The 19,335-nt window shown below is 63.5% G+C and carries 21 protein-coding genes, 1 tRNA gene and 1 pseudogene; 22 read left to right on the top strand and 1 reads right to left on the bottom strand.

The window, feature by feature from the left end; all coding sequences use genetic code 11:
* Both tuf and ACK4SV_RS08350 read left to right on the top strand, forming a co-directional pair.
* A pseudogene (gene tuf / locus ACK4SV_RS08355) lies at positions 1 to 173 on the top strand (elongation factor Tu); the annotation flags it as partial.
* Positions 174 to 306: 133 nt separating this feature from the next.
* A complete protein-coding gene (locus tag ACK4SV_RS08350; protein ID WP_409917359.1) occupies positions 307 to 843 on the top strand; it encodes a DUF2059 domain-containing protein in 537 nt (178 codons plus the stop codon).
* A gap of 69 nt (positions 844 to 912) precedes the next feature.
* Here ACK4SV_RS08350 and ACK4SV_RS08345 read toward each other — a convergent pair whose 3' ends face one another.
* Positions 913 to 1,455, bottom strand: a complete 543-nt coding sequence (locus tag ACK4SV_RS08345; RefSeq protein WP_409917358.1) for a carboxymuconolactone decarboxylase family protein — start codon at positions 1,453 to 1,455, stop codon at positions 913 to 915.
* 79 nt (positions 1,456 to 1,534) lie between these two features.
* Between ACK4SV_RS08345 and ACK4SV_RS08340 the strand changes: the two genes are divergently transcribed.
* The 20 genes from ACK4SV_RS08340 (at position 1,535) to nuoK (ending at position 19,329) form a co-directional block, all read left to right on the top strand.
* Positions 1,535 to 1,610 (top strand) — tRNA-Trp (locus ACK4SV_RS08340).
* 106 nt (positions 1,611 to 1,716) lie between these two features.
* Entirely contained in the window at positions 1,717 to 3,330 is a 1,614-nt protein-coding gene (locus tag ACK4SV_RS08335) for an alpha-glucosidase (protein ID WP_409917357.1), read from the top strand.
* Between the two features lie 190 nt (positions 3,331 to 3,520).
* Positions 3,521 to 4,990, top strand: a complete 1,470-nt coding sequence (gene zwf, locus ACK4SV_RS08330) for a glucose-6-phosphate dehydrogenase (protein WP_409917356.1) — start codon at positions 3,521 to 3,523, stop codon at positions 4,988 to 4,990.
* Positions 4,991 to 4,992: 2 nt separating this feature from the next.
* Positions 4,993 to 5,700, top strand: a complete 708-nt coding sequence (pgl, locus tag ACK4SV_RS08325) for a 6-phosphogluconolactonase (RefSeq protein WP_409917355.1) — start codon at positions 4,993 to 4,995, stop codon at positions 5,698 to 5,700.
* 3 nt (positions 5,701 to 5,703) lie between these two features.
* The gene (gene edd / locus ACK4SV_RS08320; protein WP_409917354.1) at positions 5,704 to 7,536 is read left to right on the top strand and encodes a phosphogluconate dehydratase; all 1,833 of its coding nucleotides are present in this window, start codon (positions 5,704 to 5,706) and stop codon (positions 7,534 to 7,536) included.
* 1 nt (position 7,537) lies between these two features.
* Positions 7,538 to 8,509 (top strand): glucokinase, encoded by a 972-nt coding sequence (locus tag ACK4SV_RS08315; protein WP_409917353.1) that lies wholly within the window; start codon positions 7,538 to 7,540, stop codon positions 8,507 to 8,509.
* Between the two features lie 181 nt (positions 8,510 to 8,690).
* Positions 8,691 to 9,065 (top strand): NADH-quinone oxidoreductase subunit A, encoded by a 375-nt coding sequence (locus tag ACK4SV_RS08310; RefSeq protein ID WP_409917352.1) that lies wholly within the window; start codon positions 8,691 to 8,693, stop codon positions 9,063 to 9,065.
* Positions 9,035 to 9,637 (top strand): NuoB/complex I 20 kDa subunit family protein, encoded by a 603-nt coding sequence (locus ACK4SV_RS08305; RefSeq protein WP_409917351.1) that lies wholly within the window; start codon positions 9,035 to 9,037, stop codon positions 9,635 to 9,637. Before ACK4SV_RS08310 ends, ACK4SV_RS08305 begins: the two co-directional genes overlap by 31 nt.
* Before the next feature lie 11 nt (positions 9,638 to 9,648).
* Positions 9,649 to 10,257: an NADH-quinone oxidoreductase subunit C gene (locus ACK4SV_RS08300; protein ID WP_409917350.1), complete on the top strand. Its 609-nt coding sequence runs from the start codon at positions 9,649 to 9,651 to the stop codon at positions 10,255 to 10,257.
* Between the two features lie 4 nt (positions 10,258 to 10,261).
* The gene (locus tag ACK4SV_RS08295) at positions 10,262 to 11,467 is read left to right on the top strand and encodes an NADH-quinone oxidoreductase subunit D (RefSeq protein ID WP_409917349.1); all 1,206 of its coding nucleotides are present in this window, start codon (positions 10,262 to 10,264) and stop codon (positions 11,465 to 11,467) included.
* Positions 11,464 to 11,811, top strand: a complete 348-nt coding sequence (locus tag ACK4SV_RS08290) for a nuclear transport factor 2 family protein (RefSeq protein WP_409917348.1) — start codon at positions 11,464 to 11,466, stop codon at positions 11,809 to 11,811. Before ACK4SV_RS08295 ends, ACK4SV_RS08290 begins: the two co-directional genes overlap by 4 nt.
* Positions 11,811 to 12,263, top strand: a complete 453-nt coding sequence (locus ACK4SV_RS08285; protein ID WP_409917347.1) for a VOC family protein — start codon at positions 11,811 to 11,813, stop codon at positions 12,261 to 12,263. The genes ACK4SV_RS08290 and ACK4SV_RS08285 overlap by 1 nt, the downstream gene beginning before the upstream one ends.
* The gene (nuoE, locus tag ACK4SV_RS08280) at positions 12,264 to 12,938 is read left to right on the top strand and encodes an NADH-quinone oxidoreductase subunit NuoE (protein WP_409917346.1); all 675 of its coding nucleotides are present in this window, start codon (positions 12,264 to 12,266) and stop codon (positions 12,936 to 12,938) included.
* Between the two features lies 1 nt (position 12,939).
* The gene (gene nuoF / locus ACK4SV_RS08275; RefSeq protein ID WP_409917345.1) at positions 12,940 to 14,247 is read left to right on the top strand and encodes an NADH-quinone oxidoreductase subunit NuoF; all 1,308 of its coding nucleotides are present in this window, start codon (positions 12,940 to 12,942) and stop codon (positions 14,245 to 14,247) included.
* Between the two features lie 13 nt (positions 14,248 to 14,260).
* Positions 14,261 to 14,662 carry a hypothetical protein gene (locus ACK4SV_RS08270; RefSeq protein WP_409917344.1) on the top strand — a complete coding sequence of 134 codons (402 nt, stop codon included), beginning with the start codon at positions 14,261 to 14,263 and terminating at the stop codon, positions 14,660 to 14,662.
* 6 nt (positions 14,663 to 14,668) lie between these two features.
* The gene (gene nuoG, locus ACK4SV_RS08265) at positions 14,669 to 16,768 is read left to right on the top strand and encodes an NADH-quinone oxidoreductase subunit NuoG (RefSeq protein ID WP_409917343.1); all 2,100 of its coding nucleotides are present in this window, start codon (positions 14,669 to 14,671) and stop codon (positions 16,766 to 16,768) included.
* Between the two features lie 9 nt (positions 16,769 to 16,777).
* Positions 16,778 to 17,872 carry an NADH-quinone oxidoreductase subunit NuoH gene (nuoH, locus tag ACK4SV_RS08260; protein ID WP_409917342.1) on the top strand — a complete coding sequence of 365 codons (1,095 nt, stop codon included), beginning with the start codon at positions 16,778 to 16,780 and terminating at the stop codon, positions 17,870 to 17,872.
* The gene (nuoI, locus tag ACK4SV_RS08255; RefSeq protein WP_409917341.1) at positions 17,869 to 18,354 is read left to right on the top strand and encodes an NADH-quinone oxidoreductase subunit NuoI; all 486 of its coding nucleotides are present in this window, start codon (positions 17,869 to 17,871) and stop codon (positions 18,352 to 18,354) included. The genes nuoH and nuoI overlap by 4 nt, the downstream gene beginning before the upstream one ends.
* 67 nt (positions 18,355 to 18,421) lie before the next feature.
* Positions 18,422 to 19,015, top strand: coding sequence for an NADH-quinone oxidoreductase subunit J (locus ACK4SV_RS08250; RefSeq protein WP_409917340.1), 594 nt, complete (start codon positions 18,422 to 18,424; stop codon positions 19,013 to 19,015).
* A gap of 5 nt (positions 19,016 to 19,020) precedes the next feature.
* Positions 19,021 to 19,329 carry an NADH-quinone oxidoreductase subunit NuoK gene (gene nuoK, locus ACK4SV_RS08245; RefSeq protein ID WP_409917339.1) on the top strand — a complete coding sequence of 103 codons (309 nt, stop codon included), beginning with the start codon at positions 19,021 to 19,023 and terminating at the stop codon, positions 19,327 to 19,329.
* Positions 19,330 to 19,335: the final 6 nt, after the last annotated feature.

The raw sequence follows: 19,335 nt of genomic DNA, 5'->3' as shown, positions 1-19,335 counted from the left end.
TCACCGGCATCGTGAAGCTGCCGGCCGACAAGGAAATGGTGCTGCCGGGCGATAACGTGAAAATGGATGTCGAGCTGATCAGCCCGATCGCCATGGACCAGGGCCTGCGCTTCGCCATCCGCGAAGGCGGCCGTACCGTCGGCGCCGGCGTCGTCTCGGCGATCAAGAAGTAATCACCGGATCAGCGGTGACCAAACGAAAAGGCCGCCCCGAAAGGGCGGCCTTTTTTGCGTTCCGGAAAGTTATCCCCGATTGTAGGGATTTCGCGCGCGGGTTAGGCTCCGCCGGAAACGAAAGGACAGGTCCATGCGCGCACTTCTGGCCTCAACATTGGCATTCGGAGTAATCGCGGCCGATGGGTGGGCTGATCCTGCCGCCGATGCGCAGGTGATCGTGAACATGACGGTGACAGAAGACGTCATGGCCGCCAGCTTCGCCGCCATGGCCGATCTGATTGTCAGCAGTTTTGAGGGGCAGGCGCCCAAGGCCGGGAACGAACTCAGCCCCGAAGCTGCGAGGTTCATCAGCGAGATGATGATTGCAGAGATGCTGCCGCTGCTGGTGACTGAATTGCGGCATGAGATGGCAAGGGCCTATATCACGACCCTTTCTCCGGAGAGCATGTCTGCCTTCCGGCAATTTCTGGAGACCCCTGCCGGGACCGAGTGGGCTGAGGCTCAGGGCGACTTGCTGCGCGCCGCCAGTCTGATCGGGCAGGAAGTTGCAGAGCCGGTGGCGATCGATGCGGTCAACGTCATGATCTCCAACATCCTCGCCGGCAAGTTTCCGGACGGAACACCTGAAGCCGTTCAAGCGGAAGTCCGGGGTCTTTTCAAAAACTGACAAAGGCTTGCGAAGTATCGCCGGGCAGATAGTGCGGCGCCTGTCCGTTCCCGGCTCCGTCTGTCCTCACTACCGCACGATGGCGCCGCCTTTCGGGCCGCCATCTTCAACATCGACGCCGAAGGTCTCGAGGAAGCGGCAGACCATCATGTAGTAGCCGATCAGCAGCACGAGTTCCTCGAGGCCCCCAAGACCGAAATGCGCCCGGGCCGCTGAAACCTGCTCGTCCGAGGGGCGGGGATGGGCGACCAGATGATCGGTGAAACTGAGGGCAATGCGCTGTTCATCGCTGAGCCCGCCCGCACCGGGGCCTTCCTTCACCGCCTCGATCAGCGCCGGCGTCATGCCGACCGCAAGGCCGATGGCTTCGTGCTGGGCCGTCTCATAACCGGCCTGCGAGAGGTAGCCTACCCTGAGGACCACGCATTCCCGTGTCACGGGGTCGAGCTTGCCCTGGATCATGAAGCCGGTGCCCATCGAGACGAAGGGCTTCACGAGGTGCGGGGCGTGGCACAGCATCCGGAACACGTTCAGCGGGGCGAGATTTCCGAGCAGCTTGTCGCCGCCGGGGGCGAGCAGGCTGGTATCCTCCGGATAGGGCAGGCGCGGCATGGGCAATTCCTCCTGATTTCTTTGTCAGGGACAGGCTTGCAGCATACCGGCAGATCGGGCAAATGCCTTCAGACCGGATAGGGGTATAGCTCAGCTGGTAGAGCGGCGGTCTCCAAAACCGCAGGCCGTGGGTTCGAGTCCCTCTGCCCCTGCCACTTCCGGAACCGGTAAGCTCTCCGACAAGCCAGGTTGACGCGGCCCCGCAGCCCGGGGATGCAGGCTGGATCCAACCATGGATTGGTCCCGGGGGGAGGCATAGGCATGGCGGCAAGTTCTGAGCCCTGGTGGCGCGGCGCGGTGATATATCAGATCTATCCGCGCTCCTATCAGGACACCAATGGCGACGGGGTCGGCGACCTGCCGGGCATCACGCACAGGCTGGAGCACATTGCCGGTCTCGGCGCGGAAGCCGTCTGGATTTCGCCCTTCTTCCGCTCGCCGATGAAGGATTTCGGGTATGATGTATCCGACTATTGCGATGTCGATCCGGTGTTCGGCACGCTGCAGGATTTCGACCGGCTCCTTGCCCGCGCGCATGAACTCGGCCTGAAAGTCATCATCGACCAGGTCTATGCCCATACATCCGACGCGCATGACTGGTTCACCGAGAGCCGGGCATCGCGGACCGGGCCGAAGTCGGACTGGTATGTCTGGCGCGATCCCAAACCGGACGGCACCCCGCCGAACAACTGGCAATCGGTTTTCGGCGGTCCGGGCTGGACGTGGGATGCGCGTCGCGGCCAGTATTTCATGCACAACTTCCTCTCTAGCCAGCCGCAGCTGAACCTCCACAATCCGGCGGTTCAGGATGCGCTGCTCGAGACCGCCCGTTTCTGGCTGGACCGGGGCGTGGACGGGTTCCGGCTGGACGCGATCAATTTCGCGATGTTCGATCCGGATTTCCGGGATAATCCGGCCTGGCCAGCGGAAGGGCGGAAGATCACCCGGCCGTTCGACCTGCAACGGACGGTGCACAACCAGTCCCATGCCGATATCCCGCTGTTCCTGGAGCGCGTTCGCGCGCTGGCCGATGGCTATGGCGCGGTGTTCACGGTGGCTGAGGTGGCGGGGCCAGATCCGCTGGCGGAGATGCGGGCCTTCACGGCCGAGGGGCGGTTGAGTTCGGCCTACAGCTTCGATTTCCTCTATGCGCAGAGCCTGTCGCCGCGCCGCGTCACGCGCGCGCAGATGAACTGGGCGGGGCCCCTCAGCGAGGGTTGGGCGGCGTGGGCGTTCTCGAATCATGACGCGCCGCGCTGCATCAGCCGCTGGTGCCCGCCGGGCGGAGACCTGCAGCGCTCTGCAAAGCTGACTAATGCGCTGCTCCTCTGCCTGCGCGGCAATCCGATCCTCTATCAGGGCGAAGAGCTGGGCCTGCCTCAGGCCGAGATTGCTTTCGAGGACCTGCAGGACCCTGAGGCGATCGCCAACTGGCCGATGACGCTGGGCCGCGACGGGGCCCGCACGCCGATGCCCTGGGACTCGGGCGCGCCCATGGCAGGGTTCACATCCGGCAAGCCGTGGTTGCCGGTCGGGCAGGGGCATGCGGCGCTGGCTGTCAGCGAGCAGGCGGGTGCGGCCGGCTCGGTCCTGGAGTTCACACGCCGGATGATCGCCCTGCGCATGGCCTCGCCGGCGCTGCGTCTCGGCGAGGTGACATGCGAGCCTCTGAACGAAGACGTGGTCCTGATCCGGCGGGTGCATGAGGGCGAAGATCTGGCCTGCCTGTTCAACCTGTCAGACCGGGCGGCAGAGCTGCCGGAGGCCCTGCTGGCGGGCTATGAAGAGCTGATCTCGAATGCCTCCGATGCGCTGCGGGGGAACGTGCTCAGCGGGCTGTCAGTATGGGTCGGACGCCGGCAGCAACAGGAATGACCACGTTGTCATTTCAGCGCAGACGATGTATACGCCGCTTCGAAAACGGTGCAAACGGGCCGCGATGCCCGCTGCCTTGACAGGACGCCTGGCGCCGGTGCCAATCCCGGCGAAGCGTTTCCTTAACGGGACCACCGATTAGGATGAAGGTTGCGGCGCTCCGGTGCCGGAATCAGGAGAGGAAGCCCGCTTGGCCAAGTTCGTCCCCGTCGACCCGTTCGACATCGTGATTTTCGGAGGGACGGGCGATCTTTCCCGCCGCAAACTGCTGCCGGCGCTGTATCACCGATGGCTGGATGGCCAGATTCCCGACACGAGCACCATCATCGGAACGGCCCGCTCCGCCATGGACACCGGAGCCTATCGGGAGATGGCCCGCAAGGCCTGCGAGCTTGCCTCCGGAACTGCGTGGAAAGAGGAGGAATGGCCCGCGTTTGAAAAGCTGATCCGATATGTGCAGATCGACGCGACAGACCCTGCAGCCGACTGGGCGGCCCTGAAATCGGAACTGACCCCTGGCGAGACGCGCCCGAGGGTCTTTTACCTCGCAACGTCGCCGCACCTTTATGTCGATATCTGCCGGTCCCTCGGTAAGGCGGGGCTGTCTGGCGAAGGCGCGCGGGTCGTGCTGGAAAAGCCGATCGGCACCGACCTCGCCTCTGCGCAGGCGATCAATGACGGTGTCGCGGAAGTGTTCGACGAGCGGCAGGTTTTCCGGATCGATCATTATCTCGGCAAGGAAACCGTGCAGAACCTGATGGTCCTGCGCTTTGGCAATATCCTGTTCGAGCCGCTCTGGTCGCTGAACTATATCGACCATGTGCAGATCACGGTCGCAGAGGACCTCGGCCTGGAGGGCAGGGCGGACTATTATGATCGTTCCGGCGCACTGCGGGATATGGTGCAGAACCACCTGATCCAGCTTCTCTGCCTGACGGCGATGGAGCCGCCGAATGTCTATGCCGATGACGATATCCGGACCGAAAAGATCAAGGTGCTGACCGCGCTGAAGCCGATCACAGCGCAGGATGTCCGTAAGCTGACGGTTCGGGGCCAGTATGCTGCCGGTCTGCATGCGGGCAAGCCAGCCAAAGGTTATCTGGAAGAGTTGTCCGGCGGCAGCGAGAGTGAGACGGAAACTTTTGTCGCGATCAAGGCGTCTGTCGGCAACTGGCGCTGGTCCGGCATCCCGTTCTACCTGCGCACTGGCAAGCGGATGTCGTCCCGCCATTCCGACATCGTGATCCAGTTCAAGAGCACGCCGCACAATCTGTTCGGGGAGGATGCCGGCACCGTCAACCGGCTGGTGATCCGCCTGCAGCCGGATGAGGCGGTGCGCCTCTACGTCCAGATCAAGGAGCCGGGGCCGGGCGGCCTGAGGGTCAAATCCCTTCCGCTGAACCTCTCCTATGCCGAGAGTTTCACGCTGCGCTATCCCGACGCCTATGAGCGCCTGCTGATGGACATCGTGCGCGGCAATCTTTCGCTGTTCATGCGCCGGGATGAGGTTGAGGCGGCCTGGCGCTGGGTCGACGGGCTGATCAATGCCTGGGAAGAAGCTCGCTACGCACCGGAGCCTTATCCGGCCGGTTCGGATGGCCCGCTCTCATCTGCGATGATGATGGACCGGGACGGGCGTCAATGGTGGAAGGAAGGCTGAGCGTGGCGGCAACCCGCATCATCCTCGACGACCGGGAAGACGCCTCGGAAGTCGCCGCGAAACTTGCAGTCGCGGCCCTCTCCCGGGCAATCGCTGCCAGGGGGTCAGCAAGTTTCATGGCCTCGGGCGGCTCCACGCCGGGGCTTATGTATTCTATGATGTCGGAAGCCGATGTTGACTGGGCGAATGTGACCGCCGGTCTTGTCGATGAGCGCTGGGTCGCTCCGGATCATCCGGACTCGAATGAAAAGCTGCTCCGCGCCACGCTCCTGAAATCCCGCGCTGCTGAAGCGAAGTTCCTGCCGATGAAGACGGATGCTGCAACACCGGCAGAGGCCTCCGCTGAGCGGTCTGCCGCGTATGCACCGGCCTGCGGTCCGGTGTCGTGTATCGTCCTCGGTATGGGATCAGACGGGCACACCGCCAGCTGGTTCCCGGGCTCGAGGGGCCTCACCGAGGCCCTGCGTCCGGATGCGCCCGTCATTTCTGCGATTGACGCGAGCAACTCGCCGCTTGCCGGGACGAACCCTCTTCGCATGACTCTGACGTCTGGTCCGGTCTGTGCCGCCGAGGCCGGTATCCTGCTTGTCTTCGGCGATGACAAACGCGCCGTTCTGGAAGCTGCCTTTACCGGCGACCCGCAGACTTTTCCCGTCCGGCATGCCATGGATGGCCTTGGCGACCGGCTCACCATCATCTGGGCACCATAGATCATGACCCCGCTCCACCCGAAGATCCAGGAAGTCACCGCCCGTATTGAGGCGCGCTCGAAAGATACGCGGGACGCTTATCTCGAGATGATCCGCAGCCGGCGGCCCACGGCCTATGCGCGGACGCGCCTGCATGAGGGCAATATCGCTCACGCTTCAGCAGGTTGCGCGGTGATCGAGAAGGCGCAGATCCTCGGTGCGGGCTGGCCGGTCATCGGGATCGTCACATCCTATAACGACATGCTTTCGGCCCACGCGCCGTTCGAGTCCTATCCGCAGCTCCTGCGCGAGGCCGCGCGCGAAGTGAAAGCCGTTGCGCAGGTTGCCGGCGGCGTGCCCGCGATGTGCGACGGCGTCACACAAGGGCAGGAGGGGATGGAGCTGTCGCTGTTCTCGCGCGATGTCATCGCCATGGCCTCGGCCATCGGCCTCTCGCATGACAGTTTCGATGCCGCGCTGCACCTCGGCGTCTGTGACAAGATCGTGCCGGGGCTGGTGATCGCGGCGCTGCGCTTTGGCTGGCTGCCGTCGATCTTCGTGCCGGCTGGGCCGATGCCGTCCGGCCTGCCCAACCCCGAGAAAGTGCGCATCCGCCAGCTGTTCGCCGAAGGCAAGGTCGGGCGCGACGCGCTGCTGAAGGCGGAGGCCGAGAGCTATCATTCGCAGGGCACCTGCACCTTCTATGGCACGGCCAACTCCAACCAGATGCTGATGGAAGTGATGGGCCTCCACTTGCCGGGCGCTGCCTTCACCAATCCAGGCACGCCGCTGCGCACCGCGCTGACCCGCGCAGCCGCGCACCGCGCCGCTGCGATCACAGCACAGGGCGCTGACTACCGCCCGGCCGGCGAACTCATTGATGCGCGCTCCATCGTCAATGCCCTTGTCGGGCTGATGGCGACGGGCGGATCTACCAACCATGTCCTGCACATTCCGGCGATGGCGGCAGCGGCGGGATATACGGTGACGCTGGAGGATTTCGCGGATGTTTCTGCCGTCACACCGCTGATGGCGCGCATCTATCCCAACGGCCCGGCGGACGTGAACCATTTCCATGCGGCCGGCGGGATGAGCTTCCTGGTGTCCTCGCTTCTGAAGGCCGGCTTGTTGAACGGCTCGGCCAGAGGCGTGGCCGGTGACATTTCGCAGTATGGGCGCGAGCCTTATCTGCAGGACGGCGCGCTGGCCTGGCGCGATGCGCCTGCTACCAGCAGCGATACGGAAGTCCTCAGGCCTGCCGAGGACGGATTCTCAGCCGATGGCGGGCTGCGCCTGCTGGAAGGGCCGCTGGGCAGGGGGGTGTGCAAGGTGTCGGCGGTCAAGCCGCAGCACCGGCGGATTGAAGCGCCGGCACTGGTGTTCGATTCGCAGGAGGCCCTCAAGGCTGCCTTTGAAGCCGGCCGGCTGGACCGGGATTTCGTCGCAGTGGTCCGCTTCCAGGGGCCGGCGGCGAACGGGATGCCCGAACTCCACAGTCTTTCCCCCGCCCTCGGGGTGCTTCAGGACCGCGGCCACAAGGTGGCGCTGGTCACCGATGGCCGGATGTCCGGGGCAAGCGGCAAGGTTCCCTCCGCGATACATATTTCACCTGAGGCAGCCCGGGGCGGCCCGCTCGCCCGGGTGCGCGACGGCGACATCATCCGGCTCGACGCGGATGCGGGAGAGCTTGCGCTGCTGGTCGATCCCTCCGAATTTGCAGCGCGCTCACCGGCGGAGTTCCGTCCGAATCGGTCACCCATGGGCCTCGGGCGCGAGATGTTCGACATGATGCGCAATGTCGTGAGCCCAGCCGAGGCCGGCGGCAGCCCGTTCAGCTTCACGCAGGCGGCTGGCTGAGATGATGGGTGAACCAGTCCTCGTTGGAGACGTTGGCGGCACCAATGTGCGCTTTGCGCTGGCGGTGCGGCGCGGGGAAGCCTTCACGCTGGAGCGGTTCGAAGTGCTCGCCGGTAAGGATTTTCCGACCTTCGAGGCGGCGCTTGCTCATTATATCGGGGAAACCGGCGCGGTTGCGGACGCGGCCTGTTTCGCTTTTGCCGGGCCGGTGCGGGATGAAAAAGTCGTCCTGACCAATCGGGGCTGGCAGGTTTCAGCGCCGGGCCTCCGGTCGAAGTTTCCGTTCCGGCAAATGAAAATCATCAATGATTTCCATGCCATGGCCCGTTCGGTGCCTGAACATGCCGTCAGCACGTTCGAGACCATTTTCGCCGGCACGCCGCACGCGGATGCGCCGGTGCTTGTGACCGGGCCCGGGACCGGGCTCGGCGTGGCGACCCTGCTGCGCGATTCGGCCGGGCGCTGGATTGTGCTGTCCGGCGAGGGCGGCCATCTGGCCTATGCCCCCCGGACCGACCTTGAGCGCGACCTCGCGCGGATTCTGATTCGGGATCATGGCTATGTCTCCAACGAACTGGTCGCCTCCGGCAGCGGGCTGAACTCAGTCCATACGGCATTCTGCGAGATCTATGGCCGCCCGCTGGAGCCGGTTGCGCCGGGGGACATGCGGCTGCGTGCAGATGCCGGCGACGAGATGTACCTCGCCCTGATCGAGACAAGGGCTCTGGCGGTGATGGGGGCTGCCGGCGATCTTGTGCTGGCGAACGGCGCGCTTGGCGGGGTTGTCCTGGCGGGCGGAGTGTCAGAGCGCATCGCTGACTTCATGAGCACCCCGTCTGCGCGGGAGCGATTCGTCTCGCGCGGGCCGATGTCCTCCTATCTGGAGGACTGCCCTGTCTGGCTGATGCATGACCCGATGGCGCCGCTGATCGGGGCGGCTGCGCATTTCGAGCAGGTGAGCCAGTCAGGCTGAGAGTGGCTCGCAACAAGGCTGCGGACCTGCCCGTTCCGTGACCGGACGCCGCACTCCCGGCGCGCTGCAAAGGCGGGCAGGCAGGGTATAATGCAATGCGCAGTGAATAAGGCCGCCGGTCTGTTGCGCGGGGCCGGAAACCGTCCTAATCGGGCGGCAGACTCGTGGGAGCCATGGATCAATGACCGAAGTAGAACGGCTGGCGCTCGACTATCTGCCCGTCATCATTTTCCTCGGCCTCGGGGCCATTATTTCGGGGCTCTTCGTCGTGGGCTCCGCGATCCTGGCGCCGTCGAGGCCCGATCCTGAGAAGAATTCCGCCTATGAGTGCGGGTTTGCGGCTTTTGATGATGCGCGGATGAAGTTCGATGTGCGCTTCTACCTCGTCGCGATTCTGTTCATCATCTTCGACCTTGAAGTGGCCTTCCTGTTCCCCTGGGCGGTCAGCCTGGGCGAGATCGGTGTGCTCGGTTTCTGGTCCATGGTGGTCTTCCTCGGCGTCCTCACGGTGGGGTTCATCTATGAATGGCGCCGCGGCGCGCTGGAGTGGGAATGATGTCGGATGAGTCCTACAAACCCTACGCGCTTGGCGCGGCCCGGGCAGGGGTAGAAGGCGGCTTCAAGCCCGGAGCAGACGACCCGTTCTATACCGGCCTGTCGGATGAACTGGCCGACAAGGGCTATTTCACCGCCGCCGCCGATGACCTGATCACCTGGGCGCGCACCGGCTCGCTGATGTGGATGACCTTCGGTCTCGCCTGCTGCGCTGTGGAAATGATGCATGCGGGCAACCCGCGCTACGACCTTGAACGCTTCGGCATGGCGCCGCGCGGCTCGCCTCGCCAGTCGGACGTGATGATCGTGGCCGGCACGCTTACCAACAAGATGGCGCCCGCACTCCGCAAGGTCTACGACCAGATGCCCGAGCCGCGCTATGTCATCTCCATGGGCAGCTGCGCCAATGGCGGCGGCTATTACCACTACAGCTACAGCGTCGTTCGCGGCTGCGACCGGATCGTGCCGGTGGACATTTACATCCCGGGCTGCCCGCCGACCGCAGAGGCGCTCGTCTACGGCTTCCTGCAGCTGCAGAAGAAAATCCGCCGCGAAGGCTCGCTGGAGCGCTGAGGAACAGGACGATGGACACCCAGACCCTTTCCGATCTCGCGGCCCATATCGAAAGCCGGATGCCGGACGCCGTGCGCAAGTCGCAAATCGCGGTTGGCGAGCTGACGCTGCTGGCCGAGCGGGATCACATTCTCGCGCTGCTGCGCTTCCTGCGGGATGACCAGCAGTGCAATTTCGAAACCTTGGTGGACATCTGCGGGGTTGATTATCCCGAGCGTTCCGAGCGGTTCGAGGTGGTCTATCACCTGCTTTCGATGCGGCTCAATCATCGCATCCGCGTTCGTATCCGCACGGATGAAGACACGGCCGTTCCCAGCTGCGCCGCCATATGGCCCTGCGCGAACTGGTTCGAGCGCGAGGCATTCGACATGTACGGCATCCAGTTTGCCGGTCATCCGGACCTTCGCCGCATCCTGACGGATTATGGCTTCGAAGGCTGGCCGCTGCGCAAGGACTTCCCGCTGACCGGGCATTACGAGGTGCGTTATGACGATCTCGAGAAGCGCGTGATCTACGAGCCTGTGAAACTCGCGCAGGAATATCGCAATTTCGATTTCCTCTCGCCCTGGGAAGGCATGACCAGCGTCATTCCCGGCGACGAGAAGGCGAAGAAAGGCTGAAGCCATGGCCGACACCGCCCACATCACCGAAGGCGAAGACCGCAAGTTCACCCTGAACTTCGGACCCCAGCACCCGGCCGCGCACGGCGTGCTCCGCATGATCCTCGATCTCGACGGCGAGATCGTCACCCGTGTGGACAGCCATATCGGCCTCTTGCACCGGGGCACCGAGAAGCTCCTGGAATACAAGACCTACCTGCAGGGCCTGCCTTATTTCGACCGGCTGGATTACTGCTCGCCGATGAACCAGGAACATGCCTGGTGCCTCGCCATCGAGAAGCTGCTGGGCGTTGAGGTTCCGCGCCGCGCGAGCCTGATCCGCGTCATGTATTCCGAGATCGGACGGATCATGTCGCACCTCCTGAACGTCGGTACCGGCGTGATGGACGTTGGCGCCCTGACGCCGATCACCTGGTGCTTCGAGGAGCGCGAGAAACTCTGCGTGTTCTATGAGCGCGCCTCGGGTAGCCGGATGCATGCGGCCTATTTCCGCCCCGGCGGCGTCCATCAGGACCTGCCGCAGCGGCTGATCGATGATATCGCTGCCTGGTGCAAACAGTTCCCCGGCAAGCTCGACCAGATCGAAGGCCTCGTTACCGAGAACCGGATCTTCAAGCAGCGCAATGTGGACATCGGTGTGGTCGATCAGCGCACGATCCTCGATTGGGGATTCTCGGGCGTCATGGTGCGCGGGTCCGGGCTTGCCTGGGATTTGCGCCGCTCGCAGCCCTATGAGTGCTACAGCGAGCTGAAGTTCAAGGTGCCGGTCGGCAAGCATGGCGACAATTACGACCGCTATGTCTGCCGTATGGATGAGATGCGCGAGTCTACAAAGATCATCCAGCAATGTATCGAGCTGATGGCGAAGGATGGTCCGGGCCCGGTCCTGCTGGCGGGGTCGAAGCTGTCGCCGCCGCGCCGCGCGGAAATGAAGAATTCGATGGAAGCGCTGATCCATCACTTCAAGCTGTATACGGAAGGCTTCCACGTTCCCGAAGGCGAATGCTACGCCGCCGTCGAAGCGCCGAAGGGCGAGTTCGGGGTGTATCTCGTCGCCGATGGGACAAACCGCCCCTACCGCGCCAAGATCCGCGCGCCGGGCTATCCGCACCTTCAGGCGATGGACTTCCTGTGCAAGGGTCATCAGCTGGCGGACGTTTCGGCCATTCTCGGAACGCTCGATATCGTGTTCGGGGAGATCGACCGGTGACGGCCTCCAGCGATCTCGTCCAGCGCCAGCTCGACGCCTACAACCGGCAGGACATCGACGCCTTTCTCGGATGCTATGCCGAGGACGCGGAGCTAGCCGGCCTCAATGGCGCAGTGACCCATAAGGGCCTTCCCGCCATCCGCCAGCGTCATGAGGAACTGTTCTTCCAGTTTCCGAAGAACCGGGCAAAGCTCGTGAACCGGATCGATCTCGGCTCGACTGTCATCGATCATGAAGCGGTCGAGCGCTCTCCCGGTGGTGAGCAGTTTGAAGTTGCGGCAATCTACACGATCCGCCACGGCAAGATCGCGCGGGTCGATTTTGCAAGGGCAGGGGCGGTCTGATGGGCGTGCTGCCGGAACAACGTGTATCGGTGATCACGCTCGGGGTCCGGGACCTTGCCGGCATGATCCGTTTCTACACGGATGTTCTCGGCTTTGAAGATCGAGGTGTGAAGGGTGAGGTTGCCTTTTTCAATGCGGGCGGGATGGTCGTCGGCCTATGGGACGAGACCAAACTTGCTGACGATGCAGGTCTCGCCGAAGGGAGCCGGACTGGCTTCAAAGGATTTGCGCTTGCCTTCAATGCGCGGTCGGAAGCGGAAGTCGACGGGATCTTTGCGCGCCTTGCCGAGGCGGGTGTGAGTATCCCCAAGCCGCCGCACAAGGCCTATTGGGGTGGGTATTCAGGTTATTTTGCGGATCCGGAAGGGAATGCCTGGGAAGTGGCATTCAATCCCTTCTGGCCGATCGATGAAGCCGGGCGGGTGAGCATCCCGCGCGGGAAGGAGCAGTAGATGGCGTTGCGCCGGTTTGATCTCGAGGCAGGAGGCGGGAGCTTCTCGTTCAAGCCCGAGACGGAAGACAAGATCGCGTTCTGGCGGGCGAAATACCCGGCGGACAAGCAGCGCTCGGCTGTTATTCCGCTGCTCTGGCTGGCGCAGAAGGACAACAATGGCTGGCTGTCCGAGCCGGCGATGCGCGAAGTCGCCGACCGGCTGGAGATGCCCTACATCCGCGTCTATGAGGTGGCGACCTTCTACACGATGTTCCGCCTGCAGCCGGTCGGCAAATTCCATGTCCAGCTTTGCGGGACGACGCCGTGCCAGCTCCGGGGCGCCGAAGCGCTGAAGGAAGTCTGCCAGCGCGAAATTGGCCAGCCGATGTATGTGACGGATGATCGCCGTCTGTCATGGGAAGAGGTGGAATGCCTCGGCGCTTGTGTGAACGCGCCCATGGTGCAGATCAATGACGACTATTTCGAAGACCTGACGCCGGACTCCTTCGCGAAGATAATCGGCAGGCTGAAGAATGGCGCGGATGTAACCCCCGGCCCGCAGATCGACCGGGTGAACAGCGCGCCGGAGGGCGGCACGTCGGCGCTCACCGACCCGGCACTGTTCGATGGCAGCCGGAACCGGATCGAGGCCCTTCCTAACCTGCCCGGCGCCGAGCCGGCAAAGGAGGCGTAAGATGCTCCAGGACAAGGACCGGATTTTCACCAATCTTTACGGCCTGCATTCGCCGGGCCTCGAAGCTGCGAAGAAACGCGGCGCCTGGCACCTGACGCGCGAAATGCTCGCCCAGGGGCCGGACTGGATCTGCGACCAGATCAAGGCTTCGGGCCTGCGCGGGCGGGGTGGGGCAGGCTTCCCGACCGGCCTCAAATGGACCTTCATGCCGAAGGAAGTGCGCGACCGGCCGCATTATCTCGTCGTCAATGCCGACGAGTCCGAGCCTGGCACCTGCAAGGACCGCGAAATCCTGCGCCATGATCCGCACCTGCTGATCGAGGGCTGCATGGTGGCCAGCCGCGCGATGCGCGCGCACAAATGCTATGTCTACATCCGCGGCGAATACATTGCGGAGCGCCATGCGCTGGAGAAGGCGATCAAGGAAGCCTATGAAGCGAAGCTGATCGGCGAGAACAATGTGAATGGCTGGGATTTCGACATCTACGTCCATCACGGCGCCGGCGCCTATATCTGCGGCGAGGAAACCGCGCTGCTCGAAAGCCTCGAGGGCAAGAAAGGCCAGCCGCGCCTGAAGCCGCCATTCCCGGCCAATGCCGGCCTCTATGGTTGTCCGACCACGGTCAATAATGTCGAGTCGATTGCGGTGGCGCCAACGATCCTGCGGCGCGGGGCACAATGGTTTGCCGGATTTGGCCGCCCGAACAATGCTGGCACGAAACTGTTCTGCATTTCCGGCCATGTGAACAAGCCGTGCAATGTCGAAGAAGAGATGTCGATCACCTTCCGTGATCTGATCGAAACCCATTGCGGCGGCATTCGCGGCGGCTGGGATAATCTGAAGGCGGTCATTCCGGGCGGATCATCTGTGCCGATGGTGCCGGCCGAGCAGATCATGGACGCGCATATGGATTTCGACACGCTGCGTGACCTGAAATCCGGCCTCGGCACGGCGGCAGTCATCGTCATGGACAAGCAGACGGACCTGATCCGCGCCATTGCGCGCCTCGCTTACTTCTACAAGCACGAGAGCTGCGGTCAGTGCACACCCTGCCGGGAAGGCACCGGCTGGATGTGGCGCGTGCTGGAGCGCATGGTGCGCGGCGAGGCTGAGCATGACGAAATCGACACGCTGCTGGACGTGACCAAGCAGGTCGAAGGCCACACGATCTGCGCGCTCGGCGATGCCGCCGCCTGGCCGATCCAGGGGCTGATCCGTCATTTCCGGCACGAAATCGAAGACCGTATCTCCCAGTACCGCAGCCCCCGCGCGCTCGTGCAGGGCGCTGTCATAACCGCCGCAGAATAGGACCCGCACGCCTGTGAGCCTCACCCGTGCCATCCTGATCGTATCCTGGTGCCTCTCGCTGGCGGCCATCCATGCGGTTGCGGCGTATGTGCTCGGCTACCTGATGCAGCGCTTCACCAATGGGCCGAGCCTGCCGCCGGCAGGATACCTGATGGCGGGCGCTGCGGTGTCTGCGCTCACGGCGGTTCTGGCGGTCCTCGCCATCGTGTATGTGAAGGCGCTCTGGGGCGTGATGCTGCTGGGGATCATCAGTGGCGGCATGTATCTCTATGCCTATGCGGTTCACGCCGTGCCGTTCTCGGTGTTTGTGCCGCTGGTGATTGCGGCGCAACTGCTGTTTTCCCGCTTCGCCATCGGCCTCAACGCCATCGACAATCCGGGCAAGCCCCGGCTCCACCCTTCCGAAGAGTTCTGAAGCCCCATGTCCGACACGTTCAAGCTGAATATCGACGGCCAGGAGATCGAGGTTCCGAAGTCCTACACGCTGATGCAGGCGTGCGAGGAAGCGGGCGCCGAGATCCCGCGCTTCTGCTATCATGAGCGCCTGTCGGTGGCGGGCAATTGCCGCATGTGCCTCGTCGAATGGGACGGCGCGCCGAAGCCGATTGCCTCCTGCGCGCAGATTGTCGGCGATATGCGGCCGAACCGCGATGGCTCCGCGCCCATCGTGCGCACCAAGGGCGCCTATGTCGAAAAGGCGCGCAACGGGGTGATGGAGTTCCTGCTCATCAACCACCCCCTCGATTGCCCGATCTGCGACCAGGGCGGCGAATGCGACCTGCAGGACCAGGCCGTCGCCTATGGCCGGCCGACCTCGCGCTATGACGAGAACAAGCGCGCGGTCGAAGACAAGTATATGGGCCCGCTGGTCAAGACGATCATGACGCGCTGCATCCAGTGCACGCGCTGTGTGCGCTTCGCTGCGGAAGTTGCGGGTGTTGAGGAACTCGGCATGATCAGCCGGGGCGAGAGCGCCGAAATCACGACCTATCTTGAAAAATCGCTGACCTCCGAACTCTCCGGCAATGTCATTGACCTTTGCCCGGTCGGCGCGCTGACGTCCCGTCCTTATGCGTTCAACGCCCGCCCCTGGGAGCTGCGCAAGACCTCCTCCATCGATGTGATGGACGCCATGGGCGCGTCCATCCGGGTCGATGCCAAGGGCGACGCCGTGATGCGGATCCTTCCCGAGATCAATGAGGAAGTGAACGAGGAATGGCTTTCGGACAAATCGCGGTTTGTCTGGGATGGCCTCGCCCGCCAGCGTCTTGACCGCCCCTACATCCGCGAGAACGGAAAGCTGCGTGCGGCCAGCTGGGCGGAAGCCTTCGCGGCAGTCAAAGCAGCGCTCTCGGTTGCGCCCGAGAAGATCGGGGTGATCGCCGGGGACCTGATCGAGGTGGAGCAGGCGAAAGCTGCGCTCGATTTCTTCCGCGGCTTCGGTGTTAAGAGCACCGATTGCCGCCCGGCAGGCGCCCAGTATGGCACCTCCGGCGAGCGGGCCCATTACCTGCTTAACCCGACCCTGATGGGCGTCGAAGAGGCTGATGCGCTCCTGCTGATCGGCACCAATCCGCGCCGCGAAGCCGCCGTCTGGAACGCGCGAATCCGGAAGGCCTGGCTGTTGGGCGATTTGAAAATCGGCGTCATCGGTGAAGCCGCCGACCTGACCTACCCGTATGAGCATATCGGCGCCGGTGCAGACGCGCTGGGCGCACTGGCGCAATCCGGTTTCCACGAGGTCCTCAAGGCTGCCAAGCGGCCCATGATCGTGATTGGCGAAGCCGCGCTCTGCCGCGAAGACGGTGCCGCAATCTTCAATGCCGCGCTGCGCCTCGCGCAGGAAACCGGCGCCATCACGGAAGGTTGGGCCGGATTCGGCATGCTTCATACCGCCGCAGGCCGCGTCGGCGCGCTCGATGCCGGTTTCGTGCCCGGCGAGGGCGGTCTTGCAACGCAGGCGATGCTGTCCGGCGAGGTCGAAACGCTTGTCCTGCTCGGTGCGGATGAGGTGGCCCTCGGCAAGACCGGGGCCGCAACGGTGATCTATGTCGGCTCGCATGGCGATGCCGGTGCTGCCCGCGCAGACATCATCCTGCCATCCGCCGCCTACACCGAAATGGCGGCGACCTATGTGAACACCGAGGGCCGGGTGCAGATGACCCAACGCGCGGTACAGCCGAAAGGCGAGGCCCGCGAGGGCTGGGCGATCTTCCGCGCCCTCTCGGACGTGATGGGCAAGCCGCTGCCGTATGACACCGCCGATGCGCTCCGGGCGCTGCTGCGCGGCAAGGACGGCGAGAACACACCTTTCTCCGGCCGTGGCTATGCGCCCGGCGCGAAGGGGGTGGAGGCCCTTTCGGCACCTGTAGAGGCTGCAACAGGTCCGCTCCGCGCGGCGCCGTTCGTGAGCCCGGTTGTGGATTTCTATCTGACAAACCCGATTGCGCGGGCGTCGCGGACGATGGCGGAGTGCTCCGCGCTGGCAAGCCGCCTAGACACTCCGCTAGCGGCGGAGTAGGGCGGCGCCATGAGCGAAGCAATCGAGTCACTTGGCAGCTTCTGGGGGCCGCTTCTGGTGCTGGGCCAGATCGGGCTGTTCACGCTCGTTCTGATGCTGTCGATCGCCTTCCTGCTGCTGTTCGACCGCAAGGTCTGGGCCGGCGTGATGATGCGCAAGGGTCCCAACGTGGTCGGCCCATTCGGCCTGTTTCAGTCCTTTGCAGACTTCGGCAAATTCCTGCTCAAGGAAATCGTTATCCCGGCGGGCGCGAACAAGACCGTCTTCCTGATGGCGCCGATCCTCACCTGTACGCTGGCATTCGCTTCCTGGGCGGCGATTCCCGTCGCGCCCGGCACGGCGACGGGAACGAGCTGGGTCATCTCCGACCTCAATATCGGCATCCTTTACCTGTTCGCGATCTCGTCGCTCGGCGTCTATGGCATCATCATGGGCGGCTGGGCGTCGAACTCGAAGTATCCTTTCCTCGGCTCGCTGCGTTCGGCGGCGCAGATGGTGTCTTACGAGGTCTCCATCGGCCTCATCATCATCACGGTGATCCTGCTGGCCGGCTCCATGAACCTGACGACCATCGTCAACAACCAGGATGGCGGGGTGCAGAACTGGCACGTGTTCAGCTTCCAGTATTTCCCGCTGGTGCTTGTGATGCTGCCGATGTTCGTGATGTTCTTCGTCTCCGCGCTCGCCGAGACGAACCGGCCGCCGTTTGACTTGCCGGAGGCCGAATCCGAGCTCGTTGCCGGTTATCAGGTCGAATATGGTTCGACGCCCTATCTCCTCTTCATGCTCGGGGAATATCTCAACATCGTGCTGATGTGCGCGATGATGACGATCCTGTTCCTCGGCGGCTGGCACGGCCCCATTGCGCTGGGCGCCGAGCTTACGGCAAACCTGCCGCCGCTTCTCCTAAGCCTCGCGGGCCTCTTCTGGTTCATGCTGAAGGTATTGTTCTGCTTCTTCCTGTTCGCGATGGTGAAGGCCATCGTGCCGCGCTACCGGTATGACCAGCTGATGCGGCTGGGCTGGAAGATCTTCCTGCCGACCTCGCTGGTCGCCGTGGTTCTCGTGGCCGGATATGTGACATTCGTGGGAGGCCTGTCATGAGCCTTGCGCAAACGCTGCGCGGCGCGCTGCTGACTGATTTTCTGGGCGCGTTCTGGATCGCGACACGGGAAATGTTCCGGCGCAAGGCGACCGTGAACTATCCTTTCGAGAAGAACCCGCTGAGCCCGCGTTTCCGCGGCGAACATGCGCTGCGCCGCTATCCGAGCGGCGAGGAGCGCTGCATCGCCTGCAAGCTGTGCGAAGCCATCTGCCCGGCGCAGGCAATCACGATCGAGGCCGAGCCGCGCGAAGACGGCGCGCGCCGGACCACGCGCTACGACATCGACATGGTCAAATGCATCTATTGCGGCTTCTGCCAGGAAGCCTGCCCGGTGGATGCAATCGTCGAGGGACCGAATTTCGAGTTCGCGACCGAAACACGTGAAGAGCTGTTCTATGACAAGGAACGGCTGCTGGCGAATGGCGACCGCTGGGAACGGCTGATCGCGAAGAATCTGGAATTGGATGCGCCGTACCGCTAGGGCGGCGCTGGGGCTAATCAGGCTGGGCCGAAAGGCTCGCAGCAAGAGCAGGAAGGGGCGACAGGCTTTGGCATTGATCGCTTTCTATTTGATCGCGGCAGTGGCCGTATTGTCGGCGGTGTTCGTCATCGCCGCGCGCAATCCCGTGCATTCGGTCCTATGGCTTATCCTCACCTTTTTCTCCGCAGCCGGCCTGCTCGTGCTGATCGGGGCCGAATTCCTCGCGATGCTGCTGGTGGTTGTCTATGTCGGCGCGGTCGCGGTGCTATTCCTGTTCGTCGTGATGATGCTGGACGTCGATTTTGCCGAATTCAAGCAGGGCACGCTGCGCTACTGGCCGTTCGCCATCCTCGTCGGACTGGTCCTCCTGGCGCAGCTGGCGCTTGTCTCCTTCGTGGGCGGCGAGGTGCCAGCCGGTGAGTTCAATGCCGCGCCGGGCGCAGAGACGAATGCCGAGGCAATCGGCCTCGTGATGTATACGGATTATATCCTCCTGTTCCAGCTGTCCGGCATGGTCCTCCTTGTGGCCATGATCGGCGCCATCGTGCTGACCCTGCGCCACCGGCCGCACATCAAGCGGCAGGATGTCGCCAAGCAGACCGCGCGCCGCCGGCAGGACGCTGTGGAACTCAAGGACCCGGCACCGGGGCAGGGGATCTGACGCCGATGGACATTACGCTCCCGCATTATCTGGCCGTTTCGGCTGCCCTGTTCACGATCGGTGTCGTCGGCATCTTCGTGAACCGGAAGAACATCATCGTCATCCTGATGGCGATCGAACTCATCCTGCTTTCGGTGAACATCAACCTTGTGGCCTTCTCCGTGTTCAGCGGCACGATCCAGGGCCAGATCTTCGCCATGCTGGTGCTGACGGTGGCAGCGGCGGAGGCAGCGGTCGGGCTGGCGATCCTTGTCGTCTATTTCCGCAACCGCCGCGATATTTCGGTCGAGAACATCGACCTCATGAAGGGCTGAGACCGG

Source organism: Hyphomonas sp., from assembly GCF_046313735.1.
Classification (GTDB): Bacteria; Pseudomonadota; Alphaproteobacteria; order Caulobacterales; family Hyphomonadaceae; genus Hyphomonas.
The sequence above is the reverse complement of the archived record's forward strand: the minus strand, read 5'-3'. Positions and strand labels throughout refer to the sequence as shown.